18 protein-coding genes and 2 pseudogenes are annotated in these 15,637 nt (G+C 37.7%); 12 read left to right on the forward strand and 8 right to left on the reverse strand.

Annotation, left to right across the window (positions count from 1 at the left end):
* Nucleotides 1-83: 83 nt before the first annotated feature.
* The gene (locus NIZ91_07895; protein USY56566.1) at nt 84-581 is read left to right on the forward strand and encodes a GNAT family N-acetyltransferase; all 498 of its coding nucleotides are present in this window, start codon (nt 84-86) and stop codon (nt 579-581) included.
* Between the two features lie 94 nt (nt 582-675).
* On the opposite strand, the pseudogene NIZ91_07900 reads toward NIZ91_07895, so the two are convergent.
* The 3 genes and pseudogenes from NIZ91_07900 to NIZ91_07910 all read right to left on the reverse strand — a co-directional run bounded on the left by NIZ91_07900 (nt 676) and on the right by NIZ91_07910 (nt 1,612).
* Nucleotides 676-1,032, reverse strand: a pseudogene (locus NIZ91_07900) (VOC family protein).
* A gap of 49 nt (nt 1,033-1,081) precedes the next feature.
* The gene (locus NIZ91_07905) at nt 1,082-1,384 is read right to left on the reverse strand and encodes a metalloregulator ArsR/SmtB family transcription factor (GenBank protein USY56567.1); all 303 of its coding nucleotides are present in this window, start codon (nt 1,382-1,384) and stop codon (nt 1,082-1,084) included.
* Nucleotides 1,385-1,414: 30 nt separating this feature from the next.
* Complete coding sequence (locus tag NIZ91_07910) at nt 1,415-1,612, reverse strand: hypothetical protein (GenBank protein USY56568.1); 198 nt, start codon at nt 1,610-1,612, stop codon at nt 1,415-1,417.
* A 256-nt stretch (nt 1,613-1,868) separates the two neighbouring features.
* On the opposite strand from NIZ91_07910, the gene NIZ91_07915 reads away from it, so the two are divergent.
* The 9 genes and pseudogenes from NIZ91_07915 to NIZ91_07955 all read left to right on the forward strand — a co-directional run bounded on the left by NIZ91_07915 (nt 1,869) and on the right by NIZ91_07955 (nt 8,310).
* The gene (locus NIZ91_07915; GenBank protein USY56569.1) at nt 1,869-2,219 is read left to right on the forward strand and encodes a metalloregulator ArsR/SmtB family transcription factor; all 351 of its coding nucleotides are present in this window, start codon (nt 1,869-1,871) and stop codon (nt 2,217-2,219) included.
* A gap of 15 nt (nt 2,220-2,234) precedes the next feature.
* Nucleotides 2,235-3,533: an arsenic transporter gene (locus NIZ91_07920; GenBank protein USY56570.1), complete on the forward strand. Its 1,299-nt coding sequence runs from the start codon at nt 2,235-2,237 to the stop codon at nt 3,531-3,533.
* Nucleotides 3,534-3,557: 24 nt separating this feature from the next.
* The gene (arsC, locus tag NIZ91_07925; protein ID USY56571.1) at nt 3,558-3,977 is read left to right on the forward strand and encodes an arsenate reductase (thioredoxin); all 420 of its coding nucleotides are present in this window, start codon (nt 3,558-3,560) and stop codon (nt 3,975-3,977) included.
* 94 nt (nt 3,978-4,071) lie between these two features.
* Entirely contained in the window at nt 4,072-4,446 is a 375-nt protein-coding gene (gene arsD, locus NIZ91_07930; protein USY56572.1) for an arsenite efflux transporter metallochaperone ArsD, read from the forward strand.
* A gap of 12 nt (nt 4,447-4,458) precedes the next feature.
* Complete coding sequence (gene arsA / locus NIZ91_07935; protein ID USY56573.1) at nt 4,459-6,231, forward strand: arsenical pump-driving ATPase; 1,773 nt, start codon at nt 4,459-4,461, stop codon at nt 6,229-6,231.
* A 44-nt stretch (nt 6,232-6,275) separates the two neighbouring features.
* The gene (locus NIZ91_07940) at nt 6,276-6,704 is read left to right on the forward strand and encodes a dual specificity protein phosphatase family protein (protein USY56574.1); all 429 of its coding nucleotides are present in this window, start codon (nt 6,276-6,278) and stop codon (nt 6,702-6,704) included.
* Between the two features lie 23 nt (nt 6,705-6,727).
* Complete coding sequence (locus NIZ91_07945; protein USY56575.1) at nt 6,728-7,012, forward strand: adhesin; 285 nt, start codon at nt 6,728-6,730, stop codon at nt 7,010-7,012.
* A gap of 143 nt (nt 7,013-7,155) precedes the next feature.
* A complete protein-coding gene (locus NIZ91_07950) occupies nt 7,156-8,037 on the forward strand; it encodes a Cof-type HAD-IIB family hydrolase (GenBank protein ID USY56576.1) in 882 nt (293 codons plus the stop codon).
* Between the two features lie 78 nt (nt 8,038-8,115).
* Nucleotides 8,116-8,310 (forward strand): annotated as a pseudogene (locus NIZ91_07955) (aspartate:proton symporter).
* Nucleotides 8,311-8,353: 43 nt separating this feature from the next.
* Here NIZ91_07955 and NIZ91_07960 read toward each other — a convergent pair.
* From NIZ91_07960 to NIZ91_07980, 5 genes are all read right to left on the reverse strand, one after another.
* Nucleotides 8,354-8,518, reverse strand: a complete 165-nt coding sequence (locus tag NIZ91_07960) for a hypothetical protein (protein USY56577.1) — start codon at nt 8,516-8,518, stop codon at nt 8,354-8,356.
* 18 nt (nt 8,519-8,536) lie between these two features.
* On the reverse strand, nt 8,537-9,514 hold the full coding sequence (locus NIZ91_07965; GenBank protein ID USY56578.1) for an SDR family oxidoreductase: 978 nt from the start codon (nt 9,512-9,514) through the stop codon (nt 8,537-8,539).
* Between the two features lie 143 nt (nt 9,515-9,657).
* Nucleotides 9,658-12,126: a heavy metal translocating P-type ATPase gene (locus tag NIZ91_07970; GenBank protein USY56579.1), complete on the reverse strand. Its 2,469-nt coding sequence runs from the start codon at nt 12,124-12,126 to the stop codon at nt 9,658-9,660.
* A 31-nt stretch (nt 12,127-12,157) separates the two neighbouring features.
* Entirely contained in the window at nt 12,158-12,517 is a 360-nt protein-coding gene (locus NIZ91_07975) for a metalloregulator ArsR/SmtB family transcription factor (GenBank protein USY56580.1), read from the reverse strand.
* A 141-nt stretch (nt 12,518-12,658) separates the two neighbouring features.
* Entirely contained in the window at nt 12,659-13,162 is a 504-nt protein-coding gene (locus NIZ91_07980) for a redoxin domain-containing protein (protein USY56581.1), read from the reverse strand.
* Nucleotides 13,163-13,357: 195 nt separating this feature from the next.
* On the opposite strand from NIZ91_07980, the gene NIZ91_07985 reads away from it, so the two are divergent.
* Together NIZ91_07985 and nikA are read left to right on the forward strand one after the other, a co-directional pair.
* On the forward strand, nt 13,358-13,852 hold the full coding sequence (locus tag NIZ91_07985) for a GNAT family N-acetyltransferase (protein USY56582.1): 495 nt from the start codon (nt 13,358-13,360) through the stop codon (nt 13,850-13,852).
* Between the two features lie 204 nt (nt 13,853-14,056).
* Nucleotides 14,057-15,622: a nickel ABC transporter substrate-binding protein gene (nikA, locus tag NIZ91_07990; protein ID USY57115.1), complete on the forward strand. Its 1,566-nt coding sequence runs from the start codon at nt 14,057-14,059 to the stop codon at nt 15,620-15,622.
* Nucleotides 15,623-15,637: the final 15 nt, after the last annotated feature.

A 15,637-nucleotide genomic window follows, 5' to 3' on the forward strand; every position in this document is an offset into this window, starting at 1 on the left:
ATAAAGGTTATCCAATATATGGACATAATAGAGGCTCTAAATTAAAATTAACACTAGCAAATCTAGTTACAAGGGGAATAGATATGGCACATACATATAAAATTGAAAAAGCAGTGCTCAGTGATGTAAAGGGGATCATTTCACTGAGAGTTGAACTGTTAAAAGAAGTGAACGAGATTAAAACACAGGAAGAAGAAAAGACAGTGATGGAAGCAACAGAAAGTTACCTAAAAGAAGCAATGGAAAAAGGGGAGTTTGTCTCGTTTGTTGCCAAAAATGGAGAAGAGATCGTTAGCGTGAGTGGCTTATCTTTTTTTACGAGACCACCTTATTTAGAAAATTTGAAAGGCAAGGAAGCTTATCTCTTAAATATGTATACACTTCCTTCTCATCGGAAGCAAGGATTGGCGCGAAGAATCCTTCAAGAATGCATGAAAGAGTGTCAAAAACGCGAAGTGAAAAGAGTGTGGCTACATGCTTCACAAGCGGGAGAGGCGCTGTATAAAAGTGTAGGATTTCAGTTTAAAGGTAGTGAAATGGAGTTGTTTTTGGATGAGAGTGAGGGGATGATAAATAAGTAAGCAGCAAGGAGTATGTAGCTCCTTGCTGCTTGGCTGTTTAAGAGCTACAAGCGCAGCCAGTAGTATCTGCAGCAGGAAAAGTAGCTTGATTATCTTTTGTATAGAAAAACTCCCATTCGTTGCCATCAGGGTCTGTTACCCAAAACTTATCCTGTAGGGCATAGCAGCAGTTTGTATCCATTTCCTCACGAGCAAAAAAACCTTCTTTTTCTAAGCGGACTTTATGTTCATGGATTTCGTTAGCAGCTTCTACTTGAAATCCAAAGTGATTTATTTGGTTTCCTTTTACTTCATCCCGTACGTTTAGCGTGAAATTTAGCCCAGGTTGATTTAATAAAAACTTCGCATAATCTACTTTTACTTTCACAGGCTTAACTCCAAAAAGCTTTTCATAAAAAACGACTGATTTGTCTAGATTTGTGACGTTTACCCCTACGTGAACATATTTCATAAAATATTCCCCCTAAGAAATTTTTTGAGTTTTTAGCAGAACTAATAGTTTAAGATGAGCAAGAGCTTTCTTTACGGAATAAACAGCAGAGCTCATCCGATAAAAGATGATTTACTTCTTCATCGTTTAATGCGTAATAGCTCCATGTGCCTTTTGTTTCTTTCGTAATTAGATTAGCGTCTAGAAGAATCTTTAAGTGATAAGACAGCTTAGACTGAGGTATACCAAAAAAATCCGTTAAATCACATACGCAGGTTTGACCGCGCTGACAAAGCTCATGCATAATTTCTAATCGTCGTTCATCAGCAAGTGCCTTAAATTTTTGTTCATATTGTTTGAATGAATGTGTCATAATAACGCTCCTTAATCAATTTTTTTTGATTTATTGTGTAAATGCAAGGTAGGCTTTTTCAAAGTTAGAATAAGTTGTTTTGCCTCTAAGAAGTGGATCATAGTTGAAGAATCGTTTAAATATAAGCTCTTTAGCTTCATGTGCTTTCATCGTTTGAGTGTTCATAACTAGTTGAAAATAAGAAATAAAGTACTCTACTGAAAGGTTTCCAGAATTGTTTACTCTCACTTGTTCATCACCTTCACTTTCTTCATCAAATTTTCTTGATGAATTAAGCATAAATGGAAATTTCAGATAAATCAAGTTGTTTAATCAAATTTTTTTGATTTATTAAGATTAGCTTATGCCTCAAGACGTTCATACTTTTTTCTTTACCGCTTATACTAAAAAAGTCTTGAAAATTATTTCAAACAATATTATAGTTTATATAAACATATAAGCAAATTATTATATATTAATTCACTTTTGTATGGGAGGTGTCACGATGGAAACTAAAACGGTCGTTGAAATGGAAAAAGCGGCTCAAATTCTAAAGCTGCTCGGTGATAAAACGAGATTATCTATGATGAAGCTGATGGAACATAGTGAGTGCTGTGTATGTGAATTCGTTGATATTTATGGTGCAAGTCAGCCTGCAATCAGTCAGCATCTCCGCAAGCTAAGAGATGTAGGGCTAGTAAGAGAAAGACGAAAAGGACAATGGATCTTTTATTCGCTTAATAAAGAAAGCGAGAATTATCATTTTATAATTAGTATACTTGCGTCGATACCAAGCCAAGATCAACGCTTAAAAGAGTTAGAAGAAAAAGGGCTTCGTATTAATTGTTGTGAGTAATTGGAGGGTTAAAATTTGACATCAGTTGTTTTAGCATCACTGATCTTTTTGGTGACTTTAGTGTTTGTTATCTGGCAGCCAAAGAATTTATCGATTGGCTGGTCGGCGATGGGGGGAGCAGTTATTGCCCTTCTAGTTGGCGTTGTTAACTTTGGTGACGTTTGGGACGTAACGCAAATTGTTTGGAACGCTACGTTAACGTTTATTGCTATTATTATTATCTCATTAATTTTAGATGAAATTGGCTTTTTTGAATGGGCAGCCCTTCACATGGCGCGTGCTGCTGGTGGAAATGGTATTCGTATGTTTGTGTACGTTTCCTTACTTGGCGCGTTAGTTGCTGCATTTTTTGCAAATGACGGTGCGGCGCTTATTTTAACGCCGATTGTACTTGCAATGGTTCGAGCATTAAAACTCGATGAAAAGATGGTATTTCCGTTTATTATTGCAAGTGGATTTATAGCTGATACAACATCGTTACCGCTTGTGGTAAGTAACTTAGTAAACATCGTGTCTGCTGACTTTTTCGGTATTACGTTCTCGGAATATGCGTCTCGCATGATTATTCCAAATTTCTTTGCACTGTTTGCGAGTATTTTAGTACTGTATTTATATTTCCGAAAAAGCATTCCAAAACGCTATGATGTAACGCATTTGCAGGAGCCAGTAGCAGCGATTAAAGACCAAAAAATGTTCCGTTTATCTTGGTTTGTCTTAGCGCTGCTTCTAGTCGGTTACTTTGTAGGAGAGTTTATAGGCGTGCCTGTTTCTATTATTGCAGGTATCATTGCCGTATTCTTCTTGCTTATGGCAAGAACAAGTCCTGCAGTTCAAACAAAAACTGTATTAAAAGGTGCACCTTGGGCAATTGTCTTCTTCTCAATTGGTATGTACGTAGTTGTGTATGGTCTTCGTAATGCGGGGCTTACTGAAGTGTTAGCAAACGTTATTCAAGCAGTTGCCGACCAAGGGTTGTTTGCGGCAACAATCGGTATGGGCTTTATTGCAGCGATTCTATCATCCATTATGAATAATATGCCGACTGTCATGATTGACGCATTAGCTATTGATGCCACTGCGACATCTGGAACCATTCGAGAAGCACTTATTTATGCCAATGTTATTGGATCTGATTTAGGTCCAAAGATTACCCCAATTGGTTCTTTAGCTACTTTATTATGGCTTCACGTTCTTTCAACAAAAGGTGTGAAAATTTCTTGGGGTACGTATTTTAAAACAGGTATTATCTTAACCATCCCAACATTGTTTATTACGCTTGTTGGTTTATATATTTGGTTACTCATACTTTCATAACAGACAAAAAAGGAGATGCTACACATGACAAAAAAAACAATTTACTTCCTATGCACAGGTAACTCTTGCCGTAGCCAAATGGCAGAAGGTTGGGCAAAAAAGTATTTAAGTGATGAATGGAATGTATACAGTGCAGGTCTTGAAGCACATGGGTTAAATCCAAATGCTGTAAAAGCAATGAAAGAAGCAGGTATTGATATTACAAATCAAACATCTGATGTAATTGACCCTGAGATTTTAAATTCTGCAGATTTAGTAGTGACGTTATGTGGTCACGCAGCTGATCACTGTCCAGTGACGCCACCACACGTAAAGCGCGTGCACTGGGGCTTTGATGATCCAGCAAAAGCAGAAGGAACAGAAGACGAAAAATGGGCGTTTTTCCAACGAGTACGTGATGAAATTGGAGCTCGCATTCAACGTTTTGCTGAAACTGGTGAGTGAAAAATAGATAAGTCGAGAGCTAGCCTCTCGACTTTTACTATATATCTAATATAAGTATATTATTATACACTTTTATTAGAGAGGGAGGTTGAGCATGAAGAAAATAGAGATTTTTGACCCTGCAATGTGCTGTTCAACAGGAGTTTGTGGACCCAGTGTGGATCCGGAATTAACTCGAATTGCTACTGTTATATCTCATCTTAAAAAAGGCGTAGTAGAGGTTGAACGCTACAATCTAACAAGCGACCCAGGACATTTTGTAGAAAATCAACAAATTAACGCTCTGCTTATGAGTAAGGGAACAGACTGCTTACCGATTACTCTTATAGATGGAGAAGTCAAAAAGATCAGTAGCTATCCTACAAATGAAGAAATATCAAAATGGCTGGAAGTAAATCTAGAAGATTTAAAAGTGAAAAGTAAAACCGCAAGCATGCCGATTACTTTAAACATCACAAATAACAAGTAGGAGGTAAAGTTTATGTTTCAACCTTTACAGCCTAGTAAAGTTAATAAAACACCGTTTTTATTTTTTACAGGAAAAGGTGGTGTGGGGAAGACTTCCACCGCATGCGCAATGGCTGTAGCATTAGCGGATGAAGGGAACCAAGTCCTGTTAATCAGTACAGATCCTGCTTCTAACTTACAAGATGTGTTTGAAGTGGAGCTGAACAACAAGCCTACGAAAATTCCAGCCATATCTAATTTATACGCTTGCAATTTAGATCCTGAAGAGGCAGCGCGAAGCTATAGAGAAAAAGTTATTGATCCCTATCGTGGAAAGCTTCCTGATTCAGTAATCGCGACTATGGAAGAGCAATTATCTGGAGCTTGTACAGTTGAGATTGCGGCATTTGATGAATTTACAAACGTACTGGGAGATAAAGAGCTAACGCAGCAGTTTGATTTTATCTTGTTCGATACGGCGCCAACAGGCCATACGTTACGCTTATTACAATTACCAACGGCATGGACGGGATTTCTTGAAGAAAGCACACATGGAGCTTCTTGTCTTGGCCCGTTAGCTGGTTTAGGTAAAAAGAAGGAACAGTATGCGAAAGCTGTAGAAGTACTTTCAAATCCAGAGCAAACAACGCTACTGTTGGTAGCAAGACCAGATGCCGCTTCGTTAAAAGAAGCAAATCGAGCTTCACAAGAGTTAAAGGAAATCGGTATAAAAAACCAACTCTTAATTATTAATGGTTTAATGAAAAGTTACATGAGTGGAGATTCAGTATCTACAGCTTTTTATAAAAAGCAGCGAAATGCATTAAAGAATCTACCTGTTGAATTAAAACAGCTGCCAACGTATTCACTTCCTTATGTATCCTATTCTTTAACGGGTGTCAAAAGCCTACGCTATTTATTCAAATCATATGTAATGCCAGCGGTTGAAGTCAAAGGTGTTAACCTAGTGAATAAGCACCTTTCATCGTTTAAAGATGTGGTGGATGATTTCTCAACCACCGGTATTAAAGTTATTTTTACAATGGGAAAAGGCGGAGTTGGTAAGACTACTGTAGCATCAGCTATCGCTGTTGGTTTAGTAGAAAAAGGTTATAGAGTTCATTTGACAACAACAGATCCAGCAAATCATATTGATTCTCTATTAAGTTCGACTGAAAACAACGATAGGTTAACAATTAGTAGTATTAATCCTGAAATAGTAGTTGAAGAATATAAGAATCAGGTAATTAAAAAAGCCCGTCAAGAGCTTGATGAAGATGGAATTCAATACTTAAAAGAAGATTTAAATTCTCCATGTACAGAAGAAATTGCGATTTTTCAAGCCTTTGCAGATGTAGTAGCAAAAGCAAAAGATGAAATTGTAGTAATTGACACAGCGCCAACTGGTCATACATTATTGCTACTGGATGCTACACAATCCTATCATAAAGAGCTTGAACGCTCGACTGGAGAATTATCACAAAACGCCTTAGAGTTACTTCCACGGTTGCGAAATCAGCAAGAAACGAGCGTTGTTATTGTATCGCTAGCAGAAGCGACGCCCGTTCTTGAATCGAGTCGTCTTCAAGAAGATTTAAAGCGAGCGGGAATTATGCCGAAATGGTGGGTTGTAAATCAAAGCTTATATGCAACAAACACAGCTGATAGTCTATTAAAAGGACGAGCTTCTACTGAGAAGCTCTGGCTAAAAAAAATCAGTGAAGAACTAACTTCACATGTTTCAGTTATACCATGGCAAGAGGAAGAAAAAATTGGGTATGAAAAAGTGAAAGAATACGCTAAATAAATAGAATGTTTTTCAATACTACTAATCAGTTAGAGGTGAAAGCAATGAGTGCTAAAAAGTATCAGGAATTAATTAAAAATCGTATTTTTATTGGTGGAGCAGCAGATGCAAAAGAAATGATGGAAGATGAGAAAGCAGATGTTATTTTTGATTTGCGAGCTGAAGCCTTGGATCATGATGTACCAGAGATTCGTGTCCATGTACCAATTGTAGATGACGCTGAACAACAAGACGAGTCCGTTCAAAGAGCAATTAACGAAGTTGTCAAAGCGTACAAAGAAGGCAAGAAAGTATATTTTCATTGTGCTGGAGGAAGTAATCGTACGGGTACTGTTGCGATTGGAACATTGCTTGCACTAGGTGAAGATAAAAGCCTGGAAGAAGCAGAAGAGAAGGCAAAAGCAGTTAGAACAAAAATTAATGTAAAATCTGAAATGAAAGAGTCTCTTCAACGATTGTTTCCTGAGGCTTAAATGAAAAGAAGGGGGAGAGCTACATGAATATCTCAAACGAAGCGAAAAAAATGTTACTAGAGGTCTTTGCAAGTCAAGGAGGAAGTGGCATTCGTTTTTATTCTGAAGGACAGGGTTGCTGTGGGCCGCAAATAGGACTTTCATTAGAGGCTCCTGGCACAAATGATCAAGTTCAAGAAATCAATGGAATTTCCGTTGCAATAGAACAAGAAGTGTTATTTGCAACACAAGATTTAACACTTGATGTACAAGAAAATCCGCAAGGGAAAGGTTTTGTGTTAGTAGGAGTCAACAATAGCTGTTCTTAAGTTAAGCGGAACAAAAAGACTGCAGATTAGTGCAGTCTTTTTCGTTTCGTAGCTCTTGTGTAAAGCTACATCTTTTGAGTTTAATAGGAGAAAGCGATATACTTGACGAAGTGAAGATTTTTAAGTCAGGGGGAATCATTGTTATGAGTTTTATGCCTAAAGCTATTTTCTTAGATATGGACGGTACGATTTTAAACCGCTCAAATCGAGTAACAATTGAGACAAAAGAAATTATTGATGACCTACGTGCACAAGGAATCTTCGTCTTTATTGCAACAGGAAGAGCTTTTGATGAAATAGCAGAGCTAGTGCCTGAAGACTTTGAAGTAGATGGATTCATTACATCCAATGGTATGGCAGGACATGTGGGAGGCGAAATGGTCTTTAAGCATTCACTGTCACGTGAATTGGTTGAAAGAGTCATTGAAAAAGCACGAAAAAATCAAGTTTATTACGAATTATTCCCATACGGAGCACCGCGAATGACGCTTCAACAAGACAGAGAATATGTTGAACATGAAGTTCGTGAGCCAAAACCAGAAAGCGTTGAAATTAATGAATGGCTTTCAAGAAAAAAAGCTATCGGAGAAGAAATTCAGTGGCAAGAGAAAATAGAAGGCAGTGAATTCTCCAAGTTTTATTTCTTTGCTAGAACCTATGAACATATTAATAAATGGAAAGCGGAGCTTGAAAAGTTAAAGCAAGAAATGGATTTTACAATGTCCATTTCATCTCCTCATAACGTAGAGGTGATGGTTGCGAATGTGAATAAGGCAACTGGAATTCAACAGATGCTAAAGCACTATAACTTACCTCATGAAGATATCTTAGGTATCGGTGACAGTAATAACGACCTGCCAATGTTTAAGTACGTTGGATATGCAGTAGCCATGAAAAATGCCGGTGACCATATTAAAGATATTGTAGATGACGTAACAGAGTATAGCTGTGATGAAAACGGCGTTTATCATTATCTTTCTAAATTTAAAGTGAAAAAAAACAATCCCATTATGCCTAACGCATAATCTAAGAAGCTAACGAGCTACTTTGCTCGTTAGCTTTTTTATGTATGAAAAAGTTATAAAAAACGAAACCTAATGTTAATAAAGTCAACGTGGTGGCTAGTCGCTTACTATGTAGTTATGATTATTATTTCTTATTTAGGTTCATTTGGCGGAGGGCTTGGAGTGTTAGGGAACCCTTTAGATCTATTTTTAATTGCTGTTATTTCCTTAATGATTTACTACTGGGCAAAACATTCTGGCTTGCCAAAAGCCATTATTGATGAAGATGATTAATAAACAATAAGCCCCCTGATACGTTACGTATCAGGGAGCTTGTTTAAATAACTGGTTTATTCATTTTATAATTTGGATAGCAGTAATAAGGCGGTCTAGGACCAATTTTTGGCATGGACCACGAATTATGAATGTACACCATTTTTACTTTATCATCTGATTGAGTTACTAACAGCAGCTGTACCTCTTTATTAAATTCATATTTCATTCCGTTCAGCTCCTCATACTAAGAATTTGTTGACTCTCCGCCGTCTACGTGTAAAACTTGCCCAGTAACGAACCTAGAATCATCAGATGCTAAGTATACATATGTTGGAGCAAGTTCAAACGGTTGGGCTGCACGCTCGAGTGGATTAAAGGAGCCAAATACGGCCACTTGGTCTGAAGAAAAGCTAGCTGGAATAAGAGGTGTCCACGTTCTACCAGGAGCTACGGCGTTCACACGAATTCCTTTTTTTGCTACGCTTTTAGCTAAAGCACGCGTAAATCCAACGTTTGCAGCTTTCGTTGCAGTGTAGTCAATAAGCTGTTTTTCACCCACATAAGCAACAACCGAAGCTGTATTAATAATTGAGCTTCCTTCTTTTAGATGTGGAAGAGCTGCTCGCGTCGTATAGAAATGAGAATAGATGTTGACTTTAAACGTTTCATCAAACTGTTCATCCGTAATATCTACAAGGTCTAGCTGCTGAAATTGAATGCCCACATGATTGCAAAGGATATCAAGCTTACCAAACGTTTCAATTGTTTGGTCAACAATGGCAACGCACTGCTTTTTTTCTCTCAAATCACCAGGCAACAGCAAACAGCGCTGACCGAGTTCTTCAACCCGAGATTTTGTTCGATTTGCATCTTCGTGTTCGTTTAGATAGGCAATGGCGACATCAGCGCCTTCCTTTGCAAATGCAATGGCAGCGGCTGCACCAATTCCGCTATCGCCTCCCGTAATTAGCGCGACTTTTCCTTTAAGCTTTCCGCTTCCTTGATAGTTTGGATTTTCAATGATTGGAAGCGGAACCATTAATTTTTCTACCCCTGGTTGACTAAGCTGACGCTGTTCGGGAACATTGATGGGAATTTCTTTAAACTGAGTAATATTCCCATAGTTTGGATAAAGGGGATAAGGATTCTTTTGCATTTCGCTCTTGAATTTTTCTTGTAATTCTTTAATTTGGCGCAACTGTTCTTGATCTCTCTCGTTCATATGAACCTCCTATAGAACAAATTTACTTCTATAGCATCTCTATGTTCACTGTGATAAACAAATGAAGAGAATATTTCTTTTGAAGGGGAGTATTCATAAAAAAAGTAGGAACATAACGCGTGTTAAGTTCCTACGTAATAAGGTTATTCTTTCATTTTTAATAACCGTAAACTATTTAAGATAACGAGTAAAGCTGCGCCTGTATCACTTAATACTGCAATCCAAAGCGTCAACCAACCGGGAAAGATAAAGATTAACGCAATAGCTTTAATGATAATAGAAAACCAAATATTTTGCTTGATAACCTGTAAAGTTTTGCGACTAAGCTTTATGGTGTGCGGAAGCTTCTCTAGATTATCAGCCATGAGAACGATATCCGCTGTTTCCATTGCTGTATCTGTCCCAGCTCCGCCCATTGCAATGCCAAGGTCAGCGGTAGCAAGAGCAGGAGCATCATTAATTCCATCACCCACCATTGCGGTTTTATAACCTTCAGTCTGTAGTTTTTGAATGGCTTTTACTTTGTCTTCTGGCAAGAGGTTAGCAAAATATCGCTCTACGCCAGCTTCTTTAGCAATAGTTTTGGCAGTTCCTTCGTGATCACCCGTTAGCATGACAGTTTGTTTAATACTTGTATCTTTTAAGTTTCGTAAAGCAGATACAGTTGTGCTACGAATGGTATCTGCTACGCTAATCACACCTAAAAGCTCTTTTTCTGTTCCTACAATAATAATCGTTTTCCCGCTTTCTTCAAAACGCTCAACGTGAGTCTGCAAATCTTCAAAAGTAGTTCCTAGTTCAATGAACAGCTTTTTATTTCCAGCGTAATAATTAGTTCCGTTGATGGTTGCCTGAACACCTTTTCCGGTAATGCTTCTAAAGTTAGCTCCGTCTAACGTATCAACGTTTCTTTCATCCGCGTATGCCACAATGGCTTTTGCAATTGGATGATTAGAATAAGCTTCGAGGGTTTTTATAACGGCAAGTAAATCTTGTTCAGATTTCAATGCAATTACATCTGAAACAGCTGGTTTTCCTTCTGTTAGTGTTCCGGTTTTATCAAACGCAATGGCGCTTATAGAGCCGGCTTTTTCTAAAAAGGTTCCGCCTTTAATTAACACACCATTTTTTGCGGCATTGCCAATGGCTGATACAATCGCGACCGGTGTGGAAATAACTAAAGCACAAGGACACGCTACGACTAAAAGTTCAAGTCCTTTATAAAACCATTCTCCCCAAAGCCCATCAACTAAAGGTGGGAGTACCATAACAAATAAAGCTAAAATAAAGACAATAGGTGTATAAATAGCAGCGAACTTATCAATAAACGCCTGAGTAGGTGCCTTCTTTTCCTGGGCTTCTTCAACTAGATGAATAATTTTTGAAATCGTTGTATCTTTCACAAGCTTTGTTACTTTAATTTCAAGAGAGCCGTTTTCATTAATTGTGCCAGCATATACAGTATCACCAACCGTTTTATCAACGGGAATGGATTCTCCTGTAATAGGGGCTTGATTAATGCTCGAATTACCTTGGATAATTTCTCCATCTAAAGGAATACGGTCTCCTGGCTTTACGACTAGAACATCACCAATCGCGACGGCTTCAACCGCTTTCTTGATTAAAGTATGTTCATTTTTTATCCAAGCATCAGGAGGGGCTAAATTCATCAAGTTACGAATAGAGTTTCTTGTTTGTTCAATGGATCTTGTTTGAAGCATGACACCTAAAGCAAAGAGCCAAACAACAGTAGCACCTTCTAACCATTCACCAATAATAGCTGCTCCGAGTGCAGCAACGGTCATTAAAACATTCATATCGAGTGAACGGCTTTTTATCCCGTAGTACGCACTTTTTGCGGGCTTGTAGCCGCTAATAATCATCGCGATGGCATATAAAACGTTACTTATTAATAATGGAATTCCAAAGAAAGAGCCGGTGAATCCCAATGCAATAAGTACACCAGAAGTAATTACCGGAAGCGTATTTGTTTTTTGAGAAGAAGAAACTGTTCTGCTACTCGTAATCAAGGTAGCTGTATAGCCGGCTTTTGATATTTCACGAATAATCTCTTCTGTAGGGTTGTCGTGGTCAACCTGCGCTTTTCCAGTTGAAAAGTTGACGCGAACATCTTGAACACCAGATACATTTTTTAAGTGATTCACAATGGTATTTGCGCAAGCTGCACAGTCTATTCCTTCAATTAGGTATGTCTTTGAGTTTTGGTGATGAAGAGGCTCAATGTCAAAACCAAGCTTTTCTACCTGACGTATAATTGGAGAGAATGCAGATGAATGAGCAGCGGAAACCTGTAATTTTCCCGTGCTGTAATTTAGGTTTACATCTTGAATGTCCTGTAAATTTCGTAAGCTCTTTTCGATGGTAGCAGCACACGATGGACAGTCCATTCCATAGATGCGATATGTTTCAATTTGTCCAGAGCTTGCTAGATTAATAGATTTAGAGAGTTCACTAGTACAACAAGACGAATGTGTATGATGCTTTTGTAAACTGGCACTGCTTGAACCGCAGCAGGATGCTGCTTGTGTTTCATGTTGTTCTTGGCAACAGCTTTTTTCTCCTTCATGGTTTTCTCGATTTGAATGTGCCATTTCTTTCAACTCCTCATAGTATACAAAAAGCTTAGCTCGTTACGGATGAATCGTTTGTAAACATCGTTATCACTAATTGCTTAACGTGCTCATCAGTTAACGAATAAAAGGCAAGTTTTCCTTCTTTTCGATAGCTCGCAATATCTAAATTGCGTAATAGTCTTAGGTGATGAGAAGCAGTAGCAACCGTGCATTCCACAATATTTGCTACATCACATACGCATAGTTCATCACTTTGACAAAGAGCAAGCACAATTTTTAACCGTGTTTCATCTGCTAATGCCTTGAGTGTTTTTGTGACTGCTTGAATGCTTTCAGTATGAATCGATGGCTTAATTCGATTAACTTTTTCTTCGTTGAAACAATAAATATCACAGCGATCCTTTGCCATAGAGGTCTCCCTTCATTCAAATAATCGTTTGAATATAGTATATTACAGAGATAATAAAACGTTCAAACAAATATTTGAATATAAACAAGATATGTACACAAAAAAGCACATCATGCAGCGATGATGTGCTTTTTCGGTCTCTTATTTTAGGTTCTTTTTAATATACTTGATAATCTTTCGAAGCTCTGTTACAGCAGGGCGGCCAAATGGGCCCGTTTGCTGTTGTTGGTATAGAAGCTTGCCACTTTCATCAACAAGGAAATAAGCAGGTTCACCGTGCGTTCCGTGATCTTCATATGGAGAATCTTCACTATGATAGTATACATCGAATGCTTTTAATGCCGTTAAATCTTTGTCTTGTAATATTGGGAACGTCAAATCATTTTTTTCTGCTAGTTCTTGCAAGCTTTCTTGTTGGTCCGTTGAAATCGTTAATAGATGTACGTTTTGTTCATCAAAGAAACTTTTATGTTCCTGAAAATCTTTTAATTCGCTTTCACAAACTGGACACCATGCTCCGCGGAAAAATACGATTAAATGCCAGCTTTTATGTTCCTGTTGATGCTGATCAAACGAAAATGTTTCACCTGTAATTGTTGGTAGAGTAAAGGTAGGAATTGTATCTCCTAATTGAAACTTTGCCATTATGAATCTCTCCTTTAATAAAAGTTTGAGTAACTACTTTGTAAGCTATATGTATAATACCCCGAATCCGAAGTTTGTAATCTTAAAAAATACTATTCCTTTTTATAGAAAGAGATGAAACTTTAGTAAGGTTGAGTTAGGATATAAACGGAGGAATACATAGAATCCAAAATAATAGTGAAAGGAGAACCCACGATGTACATAACGTATCATACACCAAAAGAACAAGATTTAAGCGAGTTAATGGTCATTGAAAGACTGGGCTTCACTCCTGAAGAAGCGGCAACTGAAAGCGCAATGAAAGAAAGAATCCAATTTATAGCTGATTCGTTTATCATTGCCAAAAATAAACAAGGGAAAATTACTGGATACGTCGTAGGCCCAGTCATTTCTACACGTTATTTAACGGATGATTTGTTTGAAAAAACGAACCTAAATCCAAAGGAGGGAGGCTTCCAAAGCGTACTTAGCTTAGTTGTTCATCCAGATTACCGAGGGCAAGGGATTGCTCGTAAACTATTACAAGAGTTGGAAGATGTGTGCGTGAACCGTAAAAGAGAAGGAATTACGCTTACTTGTTTAGAAGAACTTGTTCCTTTTTATGAAGAAAACGGTTATTATAATGAAGGAAAATCAAACTCTACCCACGCAGGTGAAGTTTGGTTTAATCTCGTAAAAGAAATGTTGTGAAAATAGAGTAGGTTCGAAGTGTGGGTTGTTTTCTATACTAGTAGTACAAATGATTTATGAATATGCAGAAATATTCACAAATATGCTTAGGAAGTATTGACAATACAGTTTCTTCTTCATACAATTGAAAATGATTATCAGAGTCATTCGAGAGGGGACAACACGGTGTTTAAGAAGAAATTTTATTACAGTATTTTTATAAGTATGCTTTTATTATCAGTTTTTTTAACAGCTTGTACTAATAGTGCCAGCGAGGTAAAAAAAGACGATAATATGTTAACGATGGCTTGGCCGAGAGATGTGGGAGAAATGAATCCACACGTATACAATCCGTCCCAATTATTTGCACAATCGATGGTATATGAACCATTAGTAAGCTATCAAGAAGGCGGGAAATTACAGCCTGAGCTTGCTGAATCTTGGGAAATATCTGAAGATGGCAAGAATTATACGTTTCACTTACGTAAAGGCGTGAAATTCTCTGATGGCACTGATTTTAATGCAGAGATTGTGAAAAAGAATTTTGACGCAATTCTTAAAAATAAAGATTTACATAGCTGGTTAGGCTTTATGAACAAAATTGACCAGGTTAATGTAATTGATGACAACACGTTTCAACTATCTTTAACCGAACCTTACTATCCAACAATTCAAGAGCTAGCAGTTGTTCGACCAGTTCGCTTCTTAGGAGAAGCAGGTTTCCCTAAAGACGGAGATACGTCAAAAGGTGTTGAAAAAGAAGTGGGAACAGGGCCTTGGATTTTAGATGAATACAAAAAAGATGAATATGCAATTTATAAGCGAAATGAGAACTATTGGGGAGAGGTTCCAAAAGTTGAGAAAATTAAAGTGAAAGTAATTCCTGATGCAGAAACGAGAGTGCTTGCTTTTGAAAAAGGTGAAGTAGACTTGCTCTACGGTGAAGGCTCAATTAGCTTGGATACGTTTAAACAATTAGAAGCGAATGATACCTATGAAACAAGCATTTCAGAACCTGTTGCAACAAGACAGCTTGTCATGAACACGAAAAAGGAACAGCTTGCAGATGAGCGCGTTCGTCAAGCACTACAGTATGGTTTTAATAAAGAAGCAATGGTTGAAGGCGTGACGTCAGGCGTAGAGGAGAAAGCGGATAATATTTTACCGACGAATTTTCCATATACAAAAAATCTTGACGCCAAACCAGTAGATTATGATGTGAAAAAGGCTGAAGCGTTGTTAGATGAAGCTGGATGGAAGTTACCAAAAGGAAAAGAAGTGCGAGAAAAAGACGGACAGCCACTAGAAGTGGAATTAATGTATGACTCAGCAGAGAACATTCAAAAAACAATGGCTGAAACGCTGCAGGCTGAATGGGCAGCTCTTGGTGTAAAGCTAAACATTGTTGGCGTGGAGTTAGCTGAGCAAGTTCAGCGATTTAAAGGTAATGAGTTTGATATTAACTTCTTTAGTAACTATGGGGCTCCTTATGATCCTCACACATTTGTAAACGTTGTGGCTTCAGACGGTTACGGCTTTAAGGAAGCTATTTCAGCTTACTCTAACAAAGATGAGCTGATTAAACAAATGGTAGAAGTTCCAAAAACAACGGATGAAAAAGAACGACAAGAGTTATATACATCAATTCTAACATCTTTACAAGAGCAAGGGGCGATTGTACCTATCTCTTATATTAAGAAAACAGCAGTCTATCAAAAACAAGTAAAAGACTTTACTTTCCCTGCTAATCGAGATGAACATCCATTTGCAGGTATTAACATTAAACAGTAAGTAGTTAAGAGGTGT

This window comes from Bacillus sp. 1780r2a1, assembly GCA_024134725.1.
Taxonomy (GTDB): Bacteria; Bacillota; Bacilli; order Bacillales; family Bacillaceae_H; genus Priestia; species Priestia aryabhattai_A.

What these genes read in the sequence shown, in the direction of transcription:
- NIZ91_07895 (USY56566.1), top strand. Translation starts at nt 84, where the DNA reads ATGGCACATACATATAAAATTGAAAAAGCAGTGCTCAGTGATGTAAAG.
- NIZ91_07905 (USY56567.1), bottom strand. Translation starts at nt 1,384, where the DNA reads ATGACACATTCATTCAAACAATATGAACAAAAATTTAAGGCACTTGCT.
- NIZ91_07915 (USY56569.1), top strand. Translation starts at nt 1,869, where the DNA reads ATGGAAACTAAAACGGTCGTTGAAATGGAAAAAGCGGCTCAAATTCTA.
- arsC (USY56571.1), top strand. Translation starts at nt 3,558, where the DNA reads ATGACAAAAAAAACAATTTACTTCCTATGCACAGGTAACTCTTGCCGT.
- arsD (USY56572.1), top strand. Translation starts at nt 4,072, where the DNA reads ATGAAGAAAATAGAGATTTTTGACCCTGCAATGTGCTGTTCAACAGGA.
- arsA (USY56573.1), top strand. Translation starts at nt 4,459, where the DNA reads ATGTTTCAACCTTTACAGCCTAGTAAAGTTAATAAAACACCGTTTTTA.
- NIZ91_07940 (USY56574.1), top strand. Translation starts at nt 6,276, where the DNA reads ATGAGTGCTAAAAAGTATCAGGAATTAATTAAAAATCGTATTTTTATT.
- NIZ91_07945 (USY56575.1), top strand. Translation starts at nt 6,728, where the DNA reads ATGAATATCTCAAACGAAGCGAAAAAAATGTTACTAGAGGTCTTTGCA.
- NIZ91_07950 (USY56576.1), top strand. Translation starts at nt 7,156, where the DNA reads ATGAGTTTTATGCCTAAAGCTATTTTCTTAGATATGGACGGTACGATT.
- NIZ91_07960 (USY56577.1), bottom strand. Translation starts at nt 8,518, where the DNA reads ATGAAATATGAATTTAATAAAGAGGTACAGCTGCTGTTAGTAACTCAA.
- NIZ91_07965 (USY56578.1), bottom strand. Translation starts at nt 9,514, where the DNA reads ATGAACGAGAGAGATCAAGAACAGTTGCGCCAAATTAAAGAATTACAA.
- NIZ91_07970 (USY56579.1), bottom strand. Translation starts at nt 12,126, where the DNA reads ATGGCACATTCAAATCGAGAAAACCATGAAGGAGAAAAAAGCTGTTGC.
- NIZ91_07975 (USY56580.1), bottom strand. Translation starts at nt 12,517, where the DNA reads ATGGCAAAGGATCGCTGTGATATTTATTGTTTCAACGAAGAAAAAGTT.
- NIZ91_07980 (USY56581.1), bottom strand. Translation starts at nt 13,162, where the DNA reads ATGGCAAAGTTTCAATTAGGAGATACAATTCCTACCTTTACTCTACCA.
- NIZ91_07985 (USY56582.1), top strand. Translation starts at nt 13,358, where the DNA reads ATGTACATAACGTATCATACACCAAAAGAACAAGATTTAAGCGAGTTA.
- nikA (USY57115.1), top strand. Translation starts at nt 14,057, where the DNA reads ATGCTTTTATTATCAGTTTTTTTAACAGCTTGTACTAATAGTGCCAGC.